Annotated in this window: 17 protein-coding genes; 5 read left to right on the forward strand and 12 right to left on the reverse strand. The window is 45.2% G+C overall.

Annotated features, from left to right (window positions below; all coding sequences use genetic code 11):
- The first annotated feature begins 190 nt into the window (after nt 1–190).
- A complete protein-coding gene (locus AC5YBX_RS06485) occupies nt 191–1,165 on the forward strand; it encodes a nucleoside hydrolase (protein ID WP_475516418.1) in 975 nt (324 codons plus the stop codon).
- A gap of 166 nt (nt 1,166–1,331) precedes the next feature.
- Here AC5YBX_RS06485 and rbsK read toward each other — a convergent pair whose 3' ends face one another.
- The 3 genes from rbsK to AC5YBX_RS06500 all read right to left on the reverse strand — a co-directional run bounded on the left by rbsK (nt 1,332) and on the right by AC5YBX_RS06500 (nt 3,723).
- Nucleotides 1,332–2,495 (reverse strand): ribokinase, encoded by a 1,164-nt coding sequence (rbsK, locus tag AC5YBX_RS06490; RefSeq protein WP_494524627.1) that lies wholly within the window; start codon nt 2,493–2,495, stop codon nt 1,332–1,334.
- A gap of 233 nt (nt 2,496–2,728) precedes the next feature.
- Nucleotides 2,729–3,154 (reverse strand): hypothetical protein, encoded by a 426-nt coding sequence (locus tag AC5YBX_RS06495; protein ID WP_475516420.1) that lies wholly within the window; start codon nt 3,152–3,154, stop codon nt 2,729–2,731.
- Nucleotides 3,155–3,366: 212 nt separating this feature from the next.
- On the reverse strand, nt 3,367–3,723 hold the full coding sequence (locus AC5YBX_RS06500; RefSeq protein ID WP_475516421.1) for a glutathione S-transferase N-terminal domain-containing protein: 357 nt from the start codon (nt 3,721–3,723) through the stop codon (nt 3,367–3,369).
- 357 nt (nt 3,724–4,080) lie between these two features.
- On the opposite strand from AC5YBX_RS06500, the gene AC5YBX_RS06505 reads away from it, so the two are divergent.
- The 3 genes from AC5YBX_RS06505 (at nt 4,081) to AC5YBX_RS06515 (ending at nt 5,609) form a co-directional block, all read left to right on the forward strand.
- A complete protein-coding gene (locus AC5YBX_RS06505) occupies nt 4,081–4,785 on the forward strand; it encodes a DUF445 domain-containing protein (protein WP_475516422.1) in 705 nt (234 codons plus the stop codon).
- Nucleotides 4,786–4,903: 118 nt separating this feature from the next.
- Nucleotides 4,904–5,254 (forward strand): VOC family protein, encoded by a 351-nt coding sequence (locus AC5YBX_RS06510; protein WP_475516423.1) that lies wholly within the window; start codon nt 4,904–4,906, stop codon nt 5,252–5,254.
- A 1-nt stretch (nt 5,255) separates the two neighbouring features.
- Entirely contained in the window at nt 5,256–5,609 is a 354-nt protein-coding gene (locus AC5YBX_RS06515) for a 5-carboxymethyl-2-hydroxymuconate Delta-isomerase (RefSeq protein WP_475516424.1), read from the forward strand.
- Nucleotides 5,610–5,680: 71 nt separating this feature from the next.
- Here AC5YBX_RS06515 and asnB read toward each other — a convergent pair whose 3' ends face one another.
- The 5 genes from asnB to purM all read right to left on the reverse strand — a co-directional run bounded on the left by asnB (nt 5,681) and on the right by purM (nt 12,245).
- Nucleotides 5,681–7,342 carry an asparagine synthase B gene (asnB, locus tag AC5YBX_RS06520; protein WP_475516425.1) on the reverse strand — a complete coding sequence of 554 codons (1,662 nt, stop codon included), beginning with the start codon at nt 7,340–7,342 and terminating at the stop codon, nt 5,681–5,683.
- A 402-nt stretch (nt 7,343–7,744) separates the two neighbouring features.
- Nucleotides 7,745–9,439: a M28 family metallopeptidase gene (locus AC5YBX_RS06525; RefSeq protein WP_494519524.1), complete on the reverse strand. Its 1,695-nt coding sequence runs from the start codon at nt 9,437–9,439 to the stop codon at nt 7,745–7,747.
- A gap of 197 nt (nt 9,440–9,636) precedes the next feature.
- A complete protein-coding gene (locus AC5YBX_RS06530) occupies nt 9,637–10,383 on the reverse strand; it encodes an HAD-IIA family hydrolase (protein ID WP_494519523.1) in 747 nt (248 codons plus the stop codon).
- 180 nt (nt 10,384–10,563) lie between these two features.
- Nucleotides 10,564–11,208 (reverse strand): phosphoribosylglycinamide formyltransferase, encoded by a 645-nt coding sequence (gene purN, locus AC5YBX_RS06535; RefSeq protein ID WP_494519522.1) that lies wholly within the window; start codon nt 11,206–11,208, stop codon nt 10,564–10,566.
- Nucleotides 11,208–12,245, reverse strand: a complete 1,038-nt coding sequence (gene purM / locus AC5YBX_RS06540; RefSeq protein WP_494519521.1) for a phosphoribosylformylglycinamidine cyclo-ligase — start codon at nt 12,243–12,245, stop codon at nt 11,208–11,210. The genes purN and purM overlap by 1 nt, the downstream gene beginning before the upstream one ends.
- Nucleotides 12,246–12,457: 212 nt before the next feature.
- Here purM and upp point away from each other — a divergent pair, with 212 nt between their 5' ends.
- Nucleotides 12,458–13,084 (forward strand): uracil phosphoribosyltransferase, encoded by a 627-nt coding sequence (gene upp / locus AC5YBX_RS06545; protein WP_110456250.1) that lies wholly within the window; start codon nt 12,458–12,460, stop codon nt 13,082–13,084.
- A gap of 103 nt (nt 13,085–13,187) precedes the next feature.
- On the opposite strand, the gene AC5YBX_RS06550 is transcribed toward upp, so the two are convergent.
- The 4 genes from AC5YBX_RS06550 to AC5YBX_RS06565 form a co-directional block, all read right to left on the reverse strand.
- Nucleotides 13,188–13,805, reverse strand: coding sequence for an acyltransferase (locus AC5YBX_RS06550; protein WP_494519520.1), 618 nt, complete (start codon nt 13,803–13,805; stop codon nt 13,188–13,190).
- Nucleotides 13,806–13,807: 2 nt separating this feature from the next.
- A complete protein-coding gene (gene tsaA / locus AC5YBX_RS06555; RefSeq protein ID WP_494519519.1) occupies nt 13,808–14,545 on the reverse strand; it encodes a tRNA (N6-threonylcarbamoyladenosine(37)-N6)-methyltransferase TrmO in 738 nt (245 codons plus the stop codon).
- A 108-nt stretch (nt 14,546–14,653) separates the two neighbouring features.
- Nucleotides 14,654–15,040, reverse strand: a complete 387-nt coding sequence (gene rcsF / locus AC5YBX_RS06560; RefSeq protein WP_494519518.1) for an Rcs stress response system protein RcsF — start codon at nt 15,038–15,040, stop codon at nt 14,654–14,656.
- 1,565 nt (nt 15,041–16,605) lie between these two features.
- Entirely contained in the window at nt 16,606–16,998 is a 393-nt protein-coding gene (locus tag AC5YBX_RS06565; protein WP_494519517.1) for an H-NS histone family protein, read from the reverse strand.
- Between the last annotated feature and the right edge of the window lie 199 nt (nt 16,999–17,197).

Here is a 17,197-nt window from a genome sequence, read left to right on the forward strand (position 1 = left end):
AATTTGTCTGTATCCGCCTGAAATAGACTTCGAATTTCATGTTGTTTTCCTCGAAGTCTTTGTTAACTCAGTCGCAGAACATTCAGCCATATCGAGCACATTAAACCAGTGATTCACTGACGTAATGCGATTGATATAACACCCTATAGTAATAGTATCGATTTATCTAATTAGTAGGACAGTGATCCCCATGACAACTAAAATTATATTAGACACAGATCCCGGTATTGATGATGTAATGGCGATTCTGTTTGCCCAAGCGCATCCTGACATTGAACTTAAAGCCATCACTACGGTTTATGGCAACGTCACTATCGAAAATGCGACACATAACGCTTTATATCTTAAGCAAAAATATAAACTCCAAGCCGATATAGTGACTGGTGCGAGCAAGCCTATTGTACGTCCTCCAGTCGGCCCAACTGTGGTGGTTCATGGCGAAGGGGGGTTTGGCGATGTTAAAGTACCCGCTGAGGTAGAAGGCCAAGCGGATCCACGCCCAGCCTATCAGTACATTATCGATGCGGTTAAAGCCGAGCCTGGTGAAATAACCCTAGTGGCTATCGGTCCGTTAACGAACCTCGCGTTAGCGCTACAGGCTGACCCTACGATCGTTGATTTGGTCAAAGAAGTGGTCGTTATGGGCGGCGCCTTTGGTGAAAATGATCACCGCGGTAATGTGACGCCATTTGCCGAAGCCAATGTACATGACGATCCTCATGCAGCCGATATGGTATTTACCGCTTCATGGCCAGTAGTCGTGATTGGTTTAGATGTAACAGAGCAAAGCTTTTTCACCCGCGATTATCTTGATCAGTTACGTGACGATGCGGGTGAAGTTGGCCAGTTTATCTGGGACGTCAGCCGTTACTACTTAAAGTTTTACAGTGAAAAAGTGGGTTTAGAGGCGTGCCATGTGCATGATCCTTCGGCGATCGCCTACGTGATTAATCCTGAGCTATTTACCTTAAGAGAAGGTCCTATTCGGGTGGTTACCGACGGCGTTGCAGAAGGCATGACCATTCAGAAGTTTGATGGTCGTACTTATCTACACGATGATTGGATGGATCACGCGCCGCAAAAGGTGGGTGTTGCGGTCAATGATAGTGAATTATTAGCCTTATATCGTAGTAGCATTATTGATTATGCTGCTAGTTTAAAATAAGTCGTTAAATTTATTATCGGTCGCTTGATACTTTAAAGGGTTGACCGTTAAAAAAGCGCAGTTACTACTGCGCTTTTTTTATTACTTTTTAATGTAAATTAATAGCTAAGTTAGCGCTAGGCTGAGCCATTAAGGTTGATTGAGACCATAGCGTTTTGATGGAATACTAAGCGTTAAGCCTTGCCGCGACCAGAGAGGCGTCAGGCATGTTTGCCGCACCAAGGCGCTCAACCGCTAAGGAGGCATAGGCGTTGGCGTATTTAGCCGCATCATGTAGCGTACTGCCCTTGGCAAGCTCGGCCACTAACGCGCCATTAAAGGCATCTCCAGCGCCAGTGGTATCTACCACCGCGCTTTTTAACACATCAACTTGGGTAAATTGGCCATTTTCATAGAGCAATACCCCATCAGCACCACGGGTGATCACCACCGAGGTGACTCCTAAAGCATGTATCGCGATAGCGGCTTGTTTAGCGCTCTCTAAATCTGTGACTTCAATGCCAGTCATTAATGAGGCTTCGGTTTCATTGGGGGTTATCATATCCACCAAAGGCAGTAACTCAGGGGTTCTGTCATGGTATGGCGCGGGGTTGAGGATCACTTTAGCGCCACTCTCTTTGGCGATGCTCATTGCCAACTTGATAGCATCAAAATTGGTTTCAAGTTGGGTAAGAAACAGCTCAGCATTAATAATATGATGCTTGGCAGTTTGCACTTCATCGGCAGTTAGGGTCATATTTGCGCCTTCATTCACCGCAATCATATTTTCGCCGGCTTGCTCGCTGACATAAATGAGCGCGGTTCCTGTAGGGCTGGTGGATGACTCGACAATAATGGTGTTGTCTATGCCTGTACTGCTCAGGTGTTGGCGGGCAAATTGACTAAATTGGTCGGTACCAATTTTGGTCATAAAGGTAATGTTAGCGCCATTTTTAGCAGCAGCATAAGCTTGATTGGCACCTTTGCCACCGGCGCCAATACTGCTACTACTTGAATGCAGTGTTTCACCGGGTTGAGGGAAGCGTTCTAGGTTCGCAACGATATCGACATTGAATGAGCCAAGTACAAATACATTCTGTTTCATTTTTTTTAATCTACCTTGGGTTGAATCGAGTCCTAAGGTGTCGCTCAGCAAGTTGTGTTCTATCCGTTGTGCCAGCATGGCATCCAAGCTGTACTTTTTGATATCCACCCCTTCAGACTGACAGACGCCGCCATGAATTCGTTTTACTAGGCCGTCTTGTTCCAGTTGGACGAGATCACAGCGAACCGTTTTGGCTGTCACTGCGAGTAACCTGGAGAGTTGTTGGTTAGATAGCTGTTTATGCATGCTAAGTAGCTTGAGAATAACAGCTAGCCTTTCATTTCGACTTAGTTTGTTCATAGTAGAATATAGTTGTTCTGCTGCAGATAAGTTGTGATAAAGATGAGAGCTTAACATGTAAAACGAACGGTTTGGTTCGTTTTGGCGTTAATTTTCGTTATTGGAGCGTATTGACGCTAGGAATAAGAGCGTTTGCTAGAAGCTCAAGAGGAAAATATTGAGCCATAAAACAGGTGGCTTTATGGGGTAAATATATCGATATCTTGAGCCGTAGCGCCTTCATTACACTCACCACGGATCTCGCCTCGACCTAGTTCGATAATGCGGCTTAATTCAATATAACCCTCGCGGCAATATCCAGTCATCGCAATGGTTTTGTCGAGCCCTAATTCAATTTGCTGTGTCCAATCAGACAGATCGGGAGGTGTGTTCTTTTTTCTGCTTTGCTGGCGCTCTATTTGCCTTGTCTGCAGATACGGTCGCTCTATGGTCGGCAATGTGGCGTATTTTATTTTATAGGTGAATAGTTTAATGCCATCGCCTGTAATTTGGGTCTGAAATTTGTCTTCCACTTTGATATCAAAGTCATCAACGCTGCGCTGACTAGCGGTGCATGCGGACAGTATTAATAATCCGAATAAAACAAGCGTATTTTTTATTTGCATGATTTTTATTGTCTTTATATGCATGGTATTAAAGTATGGCTCGAGGATAACGTAAATTGGGCTGCTTAGCACCTATGGCTAAAGTCTCTGGCGAGGTAAGGTGATTAGCGCACTTAGGTGGAGGGAATACCATTAACACAGGCAGGCGCCCTATAAGTTGATGGTAAAAATCATGCGCGTTAGTCATTACTGATTAACGCGCTGGTCAATCATTATGCGAAGCGTTGGTTAAGATAGTTAATGATGTCTGAAGATTCATACATCCATTGTACTTGACCGTTTTCCTCTATGCGTAAACAGGGCACCATGGCTTTGCCGCCTTGCTTTACCAGTGTTTGTTGATGCTCGGTTTGTTTGGCATCGACAGTCGCGATATTAAGGCCTTGACGACGAATAGTACGGCGCACTTTGACACAAAATGGACACGCAGGATATTGATATAACTGAATTTGGCGAGTCTGCTCATCAATTTTGGTTTGTTCTGCTATCGGGCGCTGACGCTTCTTTGGGGCAAAAATGAAATTAAAAAACAGAATAATACGACCTAATACCCAACGAACGATAAACATTGACAACATCCTCATGTAATTTGATGGGCGTGATTTTAACCTAAGTGTGACCCGGATCAAAGTGATGATTGATCTGGCTGTGTTATCGGGGCCTTGAAATAACACTTGTTTTGGGTTTGCAGCACTTGTTGATGCGCTAATCATTAAGGCATGCCGATAATGGCGGAACAAAGGTCAACGTGACTTGATCTTAAAAGCCTAATCCCCATGTTATCTCCATGCGTTGTGGTGGAGTAAAGGCCGTTTGTTACTCAATGGCTTATGGAGTGGCTTATGGTAAGATACGCGCGGTTTTTTATGCATCAAAACAGGTTATCGACAAGTTGTCGTCACCTTGGTAGTTGGAGAGAAGATACGTTGAATAAGAGTTTTATTACAAATTTATTAGCTGGCGCAGTGATGGCAACTGGCTACTTATTGGCTTCCCCTGTGATGCTCAATGTCGGATTATTTGCCCTGTCGGGCGCCTTAACCAACTGGCTTGCTATCCATATGCTGTTTGAAAAGGTCCCCGGTTTATACGGCAGTGGGGTGATACCCGCACGGTTTGAAGAGTTTAAAGCGGGCATTGCCCATTTGATGATGGAACAGTTTTTTACCGATGAGAATATTGATAAATTTCTGTCTCAGCAGGGTGACGGTGCATCACACATTAACTTAACCCCTATCATTGAACGCGTGGACATGACCCCCGCATTTGACGCGCTAGTGACCACGGTTGAACAGTCATCTTTGGGTGGCATGCTCGCCATGTTTGGTGGCACCGATGCCATTGAACCGTTAAAGGCACCTTTTATTGAGAAGATGAAAAGCTCACTGATAGAGATCACTCAAAGTGATGATTTTTATGCGCTACTTAAGCAAGAGATTGAGCAGCCAGACGTATTGGCCGAATTGAAAGCTAAAATCACCGCGATAGTGCATCAGCGTCTTGAAGAGTTAACCCCACAATTGGTGAAACAGATTGTTCAAGAGATGATCAAAAAACACTTAGGGTGGCTCGTTGTGTGGGGAGGGGTGTTTGGTGGTTTGATTGGTTTGGTCGCTGCCTTACTTGCCTAAGCGAGCGTGTTGGTGCCGATAAACAAAAAAGAGAGCTTAGGCTCTCTTTTTTGTTTAGTCATGAACTTGTTATCTATGCTACTGTTTTATGTGCTGCTATCGACAATATGAGGCGATTATGGACGCTCCCTTAAGCATTAATTATTTAGAAATTCCGGTATTAGCCATGGCACCCACTAAAGCGTTTTTTAGTGACGTCTTTGGGTGGCAATTTGTCGACTATGGTGACAGTTATAGCTGCTTTATTAATGCAGGCATAAACGGTGGCTTTTACTTAAGCGACCAGCATGTAGATTTAAGCCAAGGTGCGCCCTTGATTGTGATCTATTCAGCGCAACTGACCCACACATTGGCCGAGGTGGAAAGGGCGGGAGGCGTGATCTCCAAGGCGATATTTTCCTTTCCCGGCGGCCGTCGTTTTCACTTTAAGGACCCAAACGGTAACGAGTTTGCGGTATGGTCACAATAATATGCCACATTGTATCATTGAGTATTCGGCGCCATTAGCGCAGCAGTTCGATATCAACGCCTTAGTCCAAGCCGTGCATCAAGGGGCGATTAATTCAGCCTTATTTGAGTCATCGGCCATTAAGTCGCGTAGTTACGGCAGTGAGCATTCACAAATCGGCATGTTAGCCGATGGCAGTTTTATCCATCTCACTTTTCGTATCATGCCCGGACGCACTGATGCGCAAAAGCAGCATTTAACCCAGAGTGTCTATCAAGCCATGGCAAGCTTAACCGCTTCGGTCAACAGCATCACCATGGAAGTACATGACTTGGTGCCTGAGCACTATTTTAAGCGCAGCATACCTTGCGAATAAGGTTAGGATTATCGACATAAAAAAGAGACCTTAAGGTCTCTTTTTTAGTTTGCGATGTGATTACCTATCGCTTAAGCATACGCGCTTTCATGTACCGACTGCACTGCACGACCAGAAGGGTCGATGATGCCTTGTAAGCTCTCATCCCAAGCCAGTGCTTCAGGCGTCGAACAAGCCACTGACTTACCGCCAGGCACAGTTTCTGCTGCTGATGGCAGTGGGAAGTGCTCTTCAAAGAAACAACGATAGAAGTAAGCTTCCTTCGTTTCTGGCGTGTTGTAAGGGAATCTAAATTTGGCGTTAGCCAGCTGTAGATCGTCAACCTGCTGCGCCGCATGATCTTTAAGACCATCGATCCAAGAGTAACCTACCCCATCACTGAACTGCTCTTTTTGACGCCATGCCACCTCTTTAGGCAGTTTGTGCTCAAATGCCTGGCGTAAAATATGTTTCTCGATGCGGCCATCTTTTGACATTTTTGCTTCAGGGTTGATGCGCATGGCGGTATCGATAAACTCTTTATCAAGAAACGGCACGCGAGCCTCGAGCCCCCAGGCTGCCATGGCTTTGTTGGCGCGTAGGCAGTCAAAAAGGTGTAGCTTGTCCAATTTTCGTACTAGCTCTTCATGGAAGGCTTGGGCATTAGGCGCTTTATGGAAATAAAGATAACCGCCAAATAGCTCATCGGCGCCTTCACCTGACAATACCATTTTTATGCCCATCGCTTTAATTTTACGTGCCATAAGGTACATTGGCGTGGCTGCGCGAATGGTGGTGACATCATAGGTTTCAAGGTGGTAGATCACATCTTTAATCGCATCTAAGCCATCTTGGAAGGTAAAGGTGATCTCATGATGTATGGTGCCAATGGCATCGGCCACTTTTTTAGCCGCGACGAGATCCGGCGCGCCTTCGAGCCCAACAGCAAATGAATGCAACTGTGGCCACCATGCATCGCTAGCACCATCATCTTCGATGCGGCGTTTAGCAAAGGTTTGGGTGATAGCTGAGATGATTGATGAATCTAATCCACCCGATAGCAATACGCCATAGGGCACATCAGACATCAGCTGACGCTTTACTGCAGCTTCGAGGGCGTCACGCAGCTCATCGACGCTGGCGTCGTTGTGCTCTACTGCGCTAAAAGATTGCCAATCACGCTGATAGTACTGCTCGTAACCTGCAGGGGTCAGTAAGTGGCCCGGCTTAAATTCTTCCACGGTTTTACACACAGGCATTAGTGCTTTCATTTCAGATGCGATATAGAAGTTACCTTCTGCATCATGACCCGTATAAAGCGGAATGATCCCCATATGGTCACGACCAATTAAATAGGTATCTTGGGTTTTGTCATACAGCACGAAAGCAAAAATGCCGTTTAATTTATCTAAAAATGCGCTGCCATATTCTTGATATAACGCCAAAATCACTTCGCAATCTGAGTTGGTTTGATAGCTGTACTTATCGCCTAATTCAGCTTTGAGTTCTTTGTGGTTATAGATCTCACCGTTGACGGCAAGAATCAGCGTTTCATCATCAGATAACAGTGGCTGTGCGCCATGTTCGATATCGACAATGGCTAAACGCTCATGGGCTAAAATGGCCTTATCACTGCTGTAGATCCCTGACCAATCAGGGCCACGATGGCGCAGTAGTTTGGACATCTCTAGTGCCACTTGACGCAGTGGAGTCGCATCGGACTGAATATCTAAAATGGCGAATATTGAACACATAACAAAAACTCCCAAAAACTCACTTAATCTCAATTGCCAATCACTTTGACAGCATTTTATCGATTTGCCAAACCTGTTTTTTGATAAAACGGCGGTTTTATAGGTTTTTGAGTGACTATTTGTATGGTTATTCGGGTTGTAAAATGATGATTGTTTATTTTAATGGCGATTTTTGTGGTTAATCACTATTTTGGTTGGGTTTTTGATGCCGAGATTTTGACAATCTTAAATTGACTCGCAATTTATGATGTTATGGCCAATGTTGGTGGGTAAATGAGCTATTTACATGGTGTGATGATTATCTATACAGCAAAGGCTTCAATGAGAAGCCTTTGCCAATCTAGTGAGTTGAAACATGTCAGTAAGCGCGAGTGAGTCTGTCTGTGGCCTAGGCCACTAGCATTACTGCATGCCTTGGGCTGTTATATTCTCTGGCCTTTGCGGCGTGTTGGCTGCCGGGGTTTTGGCTGGGCGTAAATGGTGAAACTCAGTGCCTGGGTAGTAACCGGGCCTGTCGTCACTATTAGCAAGAGTTTGTGCTGCCTGATAGTAGACGCCTAAATCTTGCAGCGCCCCAGAAAGATCCCAATCGGCACGGTATTCATCGCACACATTGTGATAACAGCCTTTCATCTTTTCTTTCATTGATGCACGGTAGGCTTTAGACGCTTCATCGGCCGGTTCATTACCTCCACCGGCAAAGACGGCTGGTACACCATATTGGGCGAAGCTGAAGTGATCTGAACGGAAAAAGCCACCAGATTCAGGCCGCGACTCACTTACGCTGACCCGTTGTTGATGACTGGCGGCATCGCTTAAGTAGCGCTCAAGTTCGGATTTGCCTTTACCGACAATGGTAAAGTCGCTGGTGCGGCCATAAATGTTGGTGCTATCTAAGTTAAATACCGCCACAGTGTTTGTTAAAGGGTAGAGCGGATTAGCGGCATAATAACGAGAACCAAGCAGGCCTTGCTCTTCACCTGTGGTGGCGACAAAGGTTAACGAACGCTGCAAGGGGTTGCCCTCACTCGCTTGTTTGGCAAACTGGCGGGCAATTTCCAATATGCCAGCAATGCCTGAAGCGTTATCTAAGGCGCCATTGTATATTTGGTCACCCTCTTTACTCGTATCGACGCCGATATGATCCCAGTGAGCAGTGAAGAGGATCTGCTCTGCCTTAGCCTGGCTGCCCGGAAGGGTGGCGACTACGTTATAGCTGTTAGCGTATGTGGCTTGATTGGCAAAGGCGATATCGGCAGTTTTGTCCAGTGCCACATTGATGGGCCCGCTTGCGGCGCGGTCAGTTAATGTGGCTAGCGATAAACCAGCGGCGTCAAACAGTGCCTTGGCTTTAGTTTGGGTTATCCAGCCTTCAACTTGTACGCGCTGTGCTTGAGTGGCGTTGTCTAATACTAAATCTTGTTGAGCGCCGGTCCAGCTATTTTCTACCACAGACCAGGGATAAGCCGCGGGCTGGGTATCGTGCACAATAATTGCGCCCAGTGCACCTTGGCGGCTAGCTTCTTCAAATTTATAGGTCCAGCGACCATAGTAGGTCATAGCTTTACCAGTAAATTTACCCGAATCGGGTAGGGCAAAACCAGGGTCGTTGATTAAGATCAGCGCAATTTTACCGCGCATATCGACCCCTTGATAATCGTTCCATTGGTATTCTGGTGCGTTGATACCATAGCCGACAAACACCAGTGGGGCATCATGGATATTGATCTGTTGATTATCGTGGCGACTGCTCAGCACGATATCTTGACGATAACGCATTGTAATACCCGCAAGGTTAACTTGCTGCTGTTCGCTGGCGGTATAGCTCACCATAGGTACAGATTGCAGATAACTGCCATCGTTCGCGCCAATGAGTCCAGCCGAGGCAAAGGCGTTACTGAGATAGTCCAGTGTGAGTTGCTCGCCACGCGTGGTTGGCGCTCGGCCTTCGAAGGCGTCTGATGACAGGGTTTGAATATCTTGACGAAATCGTGCTTCGTTAAACTCTGGCACGTTCACAGCAGTGCGAACCGCAGTTGAGTTTTGACTACAGGCGCTGAGTATTATCAACGCGCATGCGGGTAGGAGTAATCGCATCTAATATCCTATTTTTATTGTTATTTATGGCGCTAATCTGGGTTTTGTTAAGCGCTATTATTATGGTGTTGGCTGACGAGGGTAATGTCTGTGAAACTCAACATTATTGCCGCTGGGACATGATGGTGAAGATGGTTCACTTTAGCAAGTGAGCCATCTGATTAAAATGTTACGCTTTATGACTATAAGCGGATTGATTAGATAACGTCGATGTCACCGGCACAGTCAAAAATATGGTTAGGCCTAAAAGGCTCTTTTTCGATATCTTTGAGCTGACTGACACCGCTGGTCACTAAGATGGTTTCGAGACCTGCTTGGAACCCAGCTAAGATATCGGTGCGCATGTTATCGCCAATGATAACCGTGTTTTCAGAGTGGCCATTGATATGGTTGAGTGCACTACGGATGATCCACGAACTGGGTTTACCAACGCAAAAGGGTTTACGGCCACTGATGCGCTCAATAGGCGCACACAAAGCACCACAGGCTGGGCTATAGGCTGGGCCATGGGTGTCTGGATTAGTGGCAATAAAACGGGCTCCGCCAGCCACAAACTGTGCGGCTTTATGGATCATATCCCAGTTGTATGAGCGAGTTTCACCCACAATCACAAAGTCAGGATTAATGTCGGTGATGGTAAAGCCGGCTTTGTATAACTCGTGAGTTAAGGCGCCTTCACCAATGACATAGGCTTTATCACCCGATTGATGTTTAAGAAAGTCGGCTGTGGCCATGGCCGAGGTGTAAAAACAGGCTTCAGGGATATTAATGCCTGCTGCGCCAAGACGGTTTTGCAGATCTTTGCCGGTTTGTACGGGGTAGTTGGTGAGGATAACCAGTGGATTGCCTTGCTCTAAGATCCGCTCAATAAAGGTATCACTTCCCGGGATAAGCTTGTTGTTATGCAGTAATACACCATCGATATCGCAAATTATATTTTTCATCTTTGCTTCCATGTGGCTAGCAGAAATTAACTGCCTTCCATCTAAAACTAATTAGGCTGTAAAAACAATACTCACAGGCCAATTCTTTAAGTGGTCTAGCAAAGATTACCTGGGATTACGTGCAAGTAAAAAAAGAGACCCTGAGGTCTCTTTGTTATTTATGCTGTTAGCTATGGCGCTTTAATCGGCGGCATAGCCCATAACATCTAGCGGTTTACTGTCGAGATAGGCGGTGCCATTTTTCATGGTTAAACGGTTTTGACTAAACCATTTAACCACGAGAGGATAAATAGCATGCTCTTGCTCGTGAACGCGTGCGGCGAGCGTTGCGGCATCATCTTCTGGGTAAACGGGTACTTTGGCTTGCAAAATAACCGGCCCAGCATCAAGCTCCGGAGTGACAAAATGCACGCTGGCACCGTGCTCACTGTCACCAGCGTCAATTGCCCGCTGGTGAGTGTGTAGCCCGGTGTATTTTGGGAGTAAAGAGGGATGAATATTGATCATCCGCCCCTCAAATTGCTGCACAAAATTGTCACTTAATATCCGCATAAAGCCTGCGAGCACAATAAGATCGGGTTGATACTTATCGATGGCTTGCTTCAAGCGTGCATCATAATCGCTGCGGGTTTCACCTTGGTGCGCTATCACACAACTGGTATCTATCTCACTGTGATGGGCACGCACAAGGCCATAAGCATCAGGTTTATTACTGATAACACCAACGACTTCAGCATGTACATTGTCATCACAACCATCGATAACGGCTTGTAAATTACTGCCACTACCTGAGATTAAAACTAATACGCGACAGCACTGGGGCATTAGATGATCTCCACTTGCTCTTCGTCGCCATTGCGGCTAGCAATGTCACCGATAAGCCAAGCGTTTTCACCTTCAGCTTTTAGCAAACGTAAAGCACTGTCTACTTGATCTTGTGGCAAGGCGATAATCATGCCCACGCCACAGTTAAAGGTACGGTACATCTCAAATTCAGCGATGTTGCCATTGTCCATTAACCAGTTGAACACGGTTGGCCACTGCCAAGAATCACCTTTAACCACAGCTTTGGCATCATTAGGCAGTACGCGTGGGATATTTTCCCAGAATCCGCCGCCAGTAATGTGTGCCATAGCGTGGATGTCATTTTGCTCAAGCAGCTTAAGCAGCGGCTTAACGTAAATTTTGGTCGGCTCGAGTAGGTGATCGATAAGCGGCTTACCATCAAGGTCTTGCTGAGGATCGGCTTGGCTTACTTCAAGCACCTTACGAATAAGCGAGTAACCATTTGAGTGCGGACCGCTCGAACCTAAAGCGATAAGTGCATCACCGGCGACCACTTTAGAGCCATCTAGCACGTCTTCTTTTTCAACTACACCGACACAGAATCCAGCAAGATCGTAATCTTCGCCTTCATACATGCCAGGCATTTCGGCGGTTTCACCACCGATCAAGGCACAACCTGATTGAGCACAACCTTCGGCAATACCATTGACGACTGAGGTTGCCGTTGCAACATCCAGTTTGCCAGTGGCGTAGTAGTCGAGGAAGAAAAGTGGCTCTGCGCCAGCAACGATTAAATCGTTTACACACATGGCAACTAAATCAACGCCGACACTGTCGTGTTTTTTGTAATCGATGGCCAGTCTAAGCTTGGTACCTACACCATCGGTGCCAGAAACAAGAACTGGATGTTTGTACTTAGTTGGTAGCTCGCAAAGGGCACCAAAGCCACCAAGGTTGCCCATAACTTCTGGGCGGTGGGTACGTTTTACAGCAGATTTGATATTGTCTACCAGGGCGTTGCCTGCGTCGATATCAACACCTGCGTCTTTATAGCTTAGTTGGGTAGGAGTGCTCACGGAGGATCCTCTCGGGTACATCGTTATTGGATTTTTATGCGCCGCATTCTATCAGTTTGTGGAGGCGCTCGAAAGTGATGATTTTGAATATTGAAACGGACTTAGCTCACGATTTACCGTGTTTATAAAACTTTATGTTTTCCAATTTGGACAAATCTACTAAAATCGGTGCAATTTGCTCAAAAAACACAAATATGCATCAGGAGAAAACGATGAAAGTAGTCGAAGTTAAACACCCTTTGGTCCGTCATAAAATTGGATTAATGCGTGAAGGGGATATTAGTACTAAGCGTTTTCGCGAGTTAGCAGCAGAAGTAGGAAGCTTATTAACCTATGAAGCGACCGCAGACTTTGAAACTGAAAAAGTGACTATCGACGGTTGGAATGGTCCAGTTGAAATCGATCAAATCAAAGGTAAAAAAGTCACTGTAGTACCTATTTTACGTGCAGGCTTAGGCATGATGGATGGTGTACTTGAGCACGTACCGAGTGCGCGTATCTCAGTAGTGGGTCTTTACCGCGACGAAGAAACCTTGCAACCTGTGACTTACTTTGAAAAATTAGCCAGCAACATGCATGAGCGTATCGCGCTTGTGGTCGACCCTATGTTGGCAACGGGCGGATCAATGATCGCCACTATCGACTTGTTAAAAGCCCGTGGTTGCACTTCAATTAAGGCCCTAGTGTTAGTCGCTGCACCAGAAGGTGTTGCAGCACTAGAGAAAGCCCACCCTGATATCGAGCTATTTACTGCATCTATCGATGATTGCCTCAACGAGCAAGGTTATATCTTGCCAGGTTTGGGTGATGCTGGTGATAAAATTTTCGGCACTAAATAACATGCGGACGGTGTAAACCGTTTGGCAATAAAAAATCCGATGCCATTGGTCATCGGATTTTTTTTATTTTATTGTGTGCTATTGAGCCGTAATGATTGCGCGATTAGGCTTTATCTCTTCTGTCGCCAATGACCTTAGCCGGATTACCCGCCACAATTGCATAATCAGGCACATCTTTAGTGACGATACAGCCCATGCCGACCACGGCGCAGTTGCCAATCGTGACACCATCGACGATGCCGGCTTGAGCACCTATCCATACATCTTTGCCGATAACGATGCCCTTTGAGTGGGCATTTTGCTGGTAGATGGGCATGGTGGGCGACATGCCATGATTAAAGGCGTAAATGGTGACGTTATTGGCGATGCGGGTTTGGTCGCCAATAATAATTTTGCCACGTCCACCATCGAGCGAGCAGCCGTGATTGATCGCCACCTCGCGACCTAAAATGATCGGCCCATGTAAAAAACAATCGGCGGCTATCATGCATTGATCGCCAATAATAATATCGCGTCCCGGCTCAGCAAACAGCTGCGCCTGTGGCGCAATAAAGCAGTGCTCACCTATGCTAACGGTTTCAACCGCCATCAGGTGCTGTTGAATGGCTGCTTGCCAGGGTTGAGCCCAGCTTAAATGTTTCGGCTTAAGTGAAAAATAGAGCCAAGGCATGTAAGCGAGACGCTGTTTGTGCTGGGCTTGATAATCGATAGCGTCAGTCATGGTTAGTCATCTAAACGGATTTTTTGCGCATTTGAAGGGCGGATCGCCTCCACGTGAATAGAACCATCTATCACTCGCCATAGAATATCTAAATCGTAGAGCGCCACCTGATATTGCTTGGGATCGGCCTTGGCTTTTTTATAAGCTGGGCGTGGATCTTGGGCTAGTACTCCTTCAATAATGGCTTGCAGGTTAGGATACTGGCTTTGTTGGTAATGGCTCAGTTGCTGCTGCACGGTATCGGTAAAATGCACCTTGGCTAACACTGGCGCATCATGGGCGATCCCGCCTTGGGCATCATCAATCGCATCTGAAAAAGGGATGTAAGGCTTAATGTCTATGATAGGAGTTCCATCGAGCAGATCCATCGCCGAGATCTCAAGCATCACTTTGCCTTTTTGCTGGTGGATCCCATGCAGTTTCACTACTGATTGCCCGATGCCGTTAGGGCGAAACGTGGAGCGGGTGGCAAACACCCCTAGCTTTTCATTGCCGCCTAATCTTGGCGGTCTAACTGTGGTTTTCCAGCCTTGAGCTAAGTTTTCATGAAAGCTAAATAGCAGCCAAATATGCGAGTATTGCTCTAATCCACGCACGGTATCGATATGATTAAATGGAGGTTGTAGTTCGACAAACCCTCTAGCGGCACTCACCAATCCTGGTTGTCTTGGAATGCCAAATTTTTGTTTATAAGGGGTGTGGCAGATGGCCACAGCCTGAATTTTGCTGCTAAAAGTCATTCTACTCGCTCGGTTAAGCGTAAGATAATATGAAGCTTGGCTTCATCGGTTAGGGGAGCTTAAGCCTGATGCAATAGGCTTAAGCTTACGTTGGTTCATGCCTTGGTTTTATTTGTCTGTGTTGGTTTGAGTCAGAATTGCTTGGCCTACGCACAGGGTTTGAGTTACGCAGGTTTTGCTGGGTTGGTCAAACATCACACACCGTTTAATGATCAGACCATTGGCACCTTTATCGGCGGCGGCGTAGCGCGCTGCGGTGCGTGCTGCACTTAATGATGCAGGCGCATCATTTGAACGTTCTTGGCAAGACTCGCCCTCGACCATACCTTTAAGTTCATAAGGCACTGTTGGCTCAGTTCCCTCTTGATAGAGGGTAACCTCTCCCACTTTAAAATAGTCGTTAATGGCTTGGCCATCTAAATTGCTATTAAAAGTGTATTCACTGGCGCAACCAGCAAGGAGCAAAGCAAATAGGGTAAGGGTCATCTTTTTCATGCTAAAGGCCTGTTTATGTTGAGGCTGTACAGTGTAAATTCGCCATTCACACTGTACTGTTTAAGAGGGAAATACTACCGCTTTAGTGACGCTTGATAAAGTTGTAGTTGGTGATTGTTGCCATCTATTTAACGATAAGGGAAATACACTGGCATAAATGAGTGTGGTAAATATCCTTAACGAGTCAATCTGTGCTTAGGGTGGTTAGGTTTTATGCCTAATGATGCACCAGCGTACTGTGTAGCGACAGTAAACACCATAATCCGTTTTTTCAGCATCGAGCATCGCAGGTGTCTTTTATGAACGGGATAAATGAGTTGACTATAAATACCATTATAATAGTGCTCTTCGTTCCCAAGTGTACATGTTTCTTTGATGTTGGCTCTGGTTGAATATTCGTTAAAACGGTTATTGGTGATAGTTTAATATTGGCAGGAGTAAACGGTTTTGGCCTACGAGGAACGATGCTACCTTGTAGTCTTAGTCATGGGTAAACAAGATTAACAGCTGCAGTTTTAGTCAATACTTGAACCATCATCATTGAGTTGAATGAAATAGGGAGTCATTGGCTTTGAAAGCAGGAAATAAACTAATGGCTATGAGCATCACCAATAACCTAGTCACTGTATCTCTGGGGTGAAAAATAAGTTTGATTTACTGCTTAAAGCTCTTTGTTTAGGGGTGAATATTGGTAAACAATACGACCTTGTTGTTGAGTGACATGTCGCGAGTGTTAGACGCGATGCACTGGCACTCAAGTAACTATACTAACCATAATGACTACAAATCATAATTAACGATATCCCCCTCATTTTTATGCGTGTATTAAAACGCTTGTACTTTCGCAATTAGATGATACTTCATCAATGGAGAGTTGTTGGGGCTAAGGACTGATGAATCGGCATTTGGGGATCGTTATCGCGGGTCATTATAGTGGATAGCTATTTGCTGTGAAATACTTGCAGAGAGTGACTTATGTTCAGTATTTCAGTCATCAAAGTATAATGAATTTAGGCTATTCATATTAAAGATAAACCGTCTTTACTACGGTATCGATAACAAGGATATGTAGTCTGTCCTTAACCTAAGTTAAATGTGGAAGTTATCAGTTAATTGAACTTGCACAATGCCGTTAGCAATGTAATTTGCTCTTGCTGTATTTGTATTCGGCATATTCAGTTGTGTAGAACGCAGCATAAGTTTAACGGAGCTTTAGTCGTCATCGCTTAAGTGTTTTACCTCTACTTATCAATTGCTTATCTTTTCTTGTTAAGTGGGGAACACTATATTACCGCGACTCAAAGTCATTTTTGTCGCAGTGGTATTGATATGGAGATAGGGCGATAAGATGTAAGACTAAATGGGCCAGTTAAATCGTTAACGAGTCAATCAGGAGATACTAAGTAGAGTTAATCTATCTAGTCTAGATATCATAGAGGAGAGATTAATATTAGCTTTCACTTAAAGTTGACCCTGATTACAACAAAGCCAACACATCAAGTGTTGGCTTTGTTATGTATTGCCAGAGTCAATATAGGTATCTATTCTGGCGATATCGCAACTTACTAGATCAGAAACTCTTCTAAGCTGCGGCCTTTTTCTAGTTCGTTTTTAAATACGGTTGGCGTGCGGCCTTGTCCAGTCCAAGTGATGGTTTCACCATCGACTTCGATTTTATATTTAGGCGGACGTGGTGCGCGTTTTTTAGGAGCAGTTTTAACCGCAACAGCGCCTAAATCATCAACCGATAAACCGACGGCTTCCATCTGAAGACGGATCTCTTCAATTTTGGCATTACGCTCAGCCATCGCAGCGCTTTCTTCTTCTGCCTGCTTCTCTTTTTCGGTAATAATCTTTTCTAGTTTGCTAGCGACATCTTTTAAATCTTCTACAGATAACTCTTTTACCGCAGCTTTAAAACGACGGCCGTGTGTCAATATATCTAGAAATTCGCTCATATTATTGGTGTCCTGCTTAAATATAATTGTAAATAGGCTTATCACTGATAATAATAGAAACTAATATCCGCTTAATCAAACGAATTAAATAATTATTTTGCTATATATTGTAATTTTATTAATGCAGAGCCAAATTGCATTAAAATTGATATGAAAAAGTGAACGTAATCACTTTTATATTGGTGTTTTGTTGTCATTT

It is taken from the genome of Shewanella sp. 492 (assembly GCF_059338445.1).

Excerpts from the sequence above, each read along its gene's own strand:
- AC5YBX_RS06485 (WP_475516418.1), top strand. The coding sequence starts at position 191 with ATGACAACTAAAATTATATTAGACACAGATCCCGGTATTGATGATGTA.
- AC5YBX_RS06515 (WP_475516424.1), top strand. The coding sequence starts at position 5,256 with ATGCCACATTGTATCATTGAGTATTCGGCGCCATTAGCGCAGCAGTTC.
- tsaA (WP_494519519.1), bottom strand. The coding sequence starts at position 14,545 with ATGACTTTTAGCAGCAAAATTCAGGCTGTGGCCATCTGCCACACCCCT.
- rbsK (WP_494524627.1), bottom strand. The coding sequence starts at position 2,495 with ATGCATAAACAGCTATCTAACCAACAACTCTCCAGGTTACTCGCAGTG.
- AC5YBX_RS06530 (WP_494519523.1), bottom strand. The coding sequence starts at position 10,383 with ATGAAAAATATAATTTGCGATATCGATGGTGTATTACTGCATAACAAC.
- AC5YBX_RS06500 (WP_475516421.1), bottom strand. The coding sequence starts at position 3,723 with ATGTTTATCGTTCGTTGGGTATTAGGTCGTATTATTCTGTTTTTTAAT.
- purN (WP_494519522.1), bottom strand. The coding sequence starts at position 11,208 with ATGCCCCAGTGCTGTCGCGTATTAGTTTTAATCTCAGGTAGTGGCAGT.
- AC5YBX_RS06495 (WP_475516420.1), bottom strand. The coding sequence starts at position 3,154 with ATGCAAATAAAAAATACGCTTGTTTTATTCGGATTATTAATACTGTCC.
- rcsF (WP_494519518.1), bottom strand. The coding sequence starts at position 15,040 with ATGAAAAAGATGACCCTTACCCTATTTGCTTTGCTCCTTGCTGGTTGC.
- AC5YBX_RS06525 (WP_494519524.1), bottom strand. The coding sequence starts at position 9,439 with ATGCGATTACTCCTACCCGCATGCGCGTTGATAATACTCAGCGCCTGT.
- asnB (WP_475516425.1), bottom strand. The coding sequence starts at position 7,342 with ATGTGTTCAATATTCGCCATTTTAGATATTCAGTCCGATGCGACTCCA.
- upp (WP_110456250.1), top strand. The coding sequence starts at position 12,458 with ATGAAAGTAGTCGAAGTTAAACACCCTTTGGTCCGTCATAAAATTGGA.
- AC5YBX_RS06510 (WP_475516423.1), top strand. The coding sequence starts at position 4,904 with ATGGACGCTCCCTTAAGCATTAATTATTTAGAAATTCCGGTATTAGCC.
- AC5YBX_RS06550 (WP_494519520.1), bottom strand. The coding sequence starts at position 13,805 with ATGACTGACGCTATCGATTATCAAGCCCAGCACAAACAGCGTCTCGCT.
- AC5YBX_RS06565 (WP_494519517.1), bottom strand. The coding sequence starts at position 16,998 with ATGAGCGAATTTCTAGATATATTGACACACGGCCGTCGTTTTAAAGCT.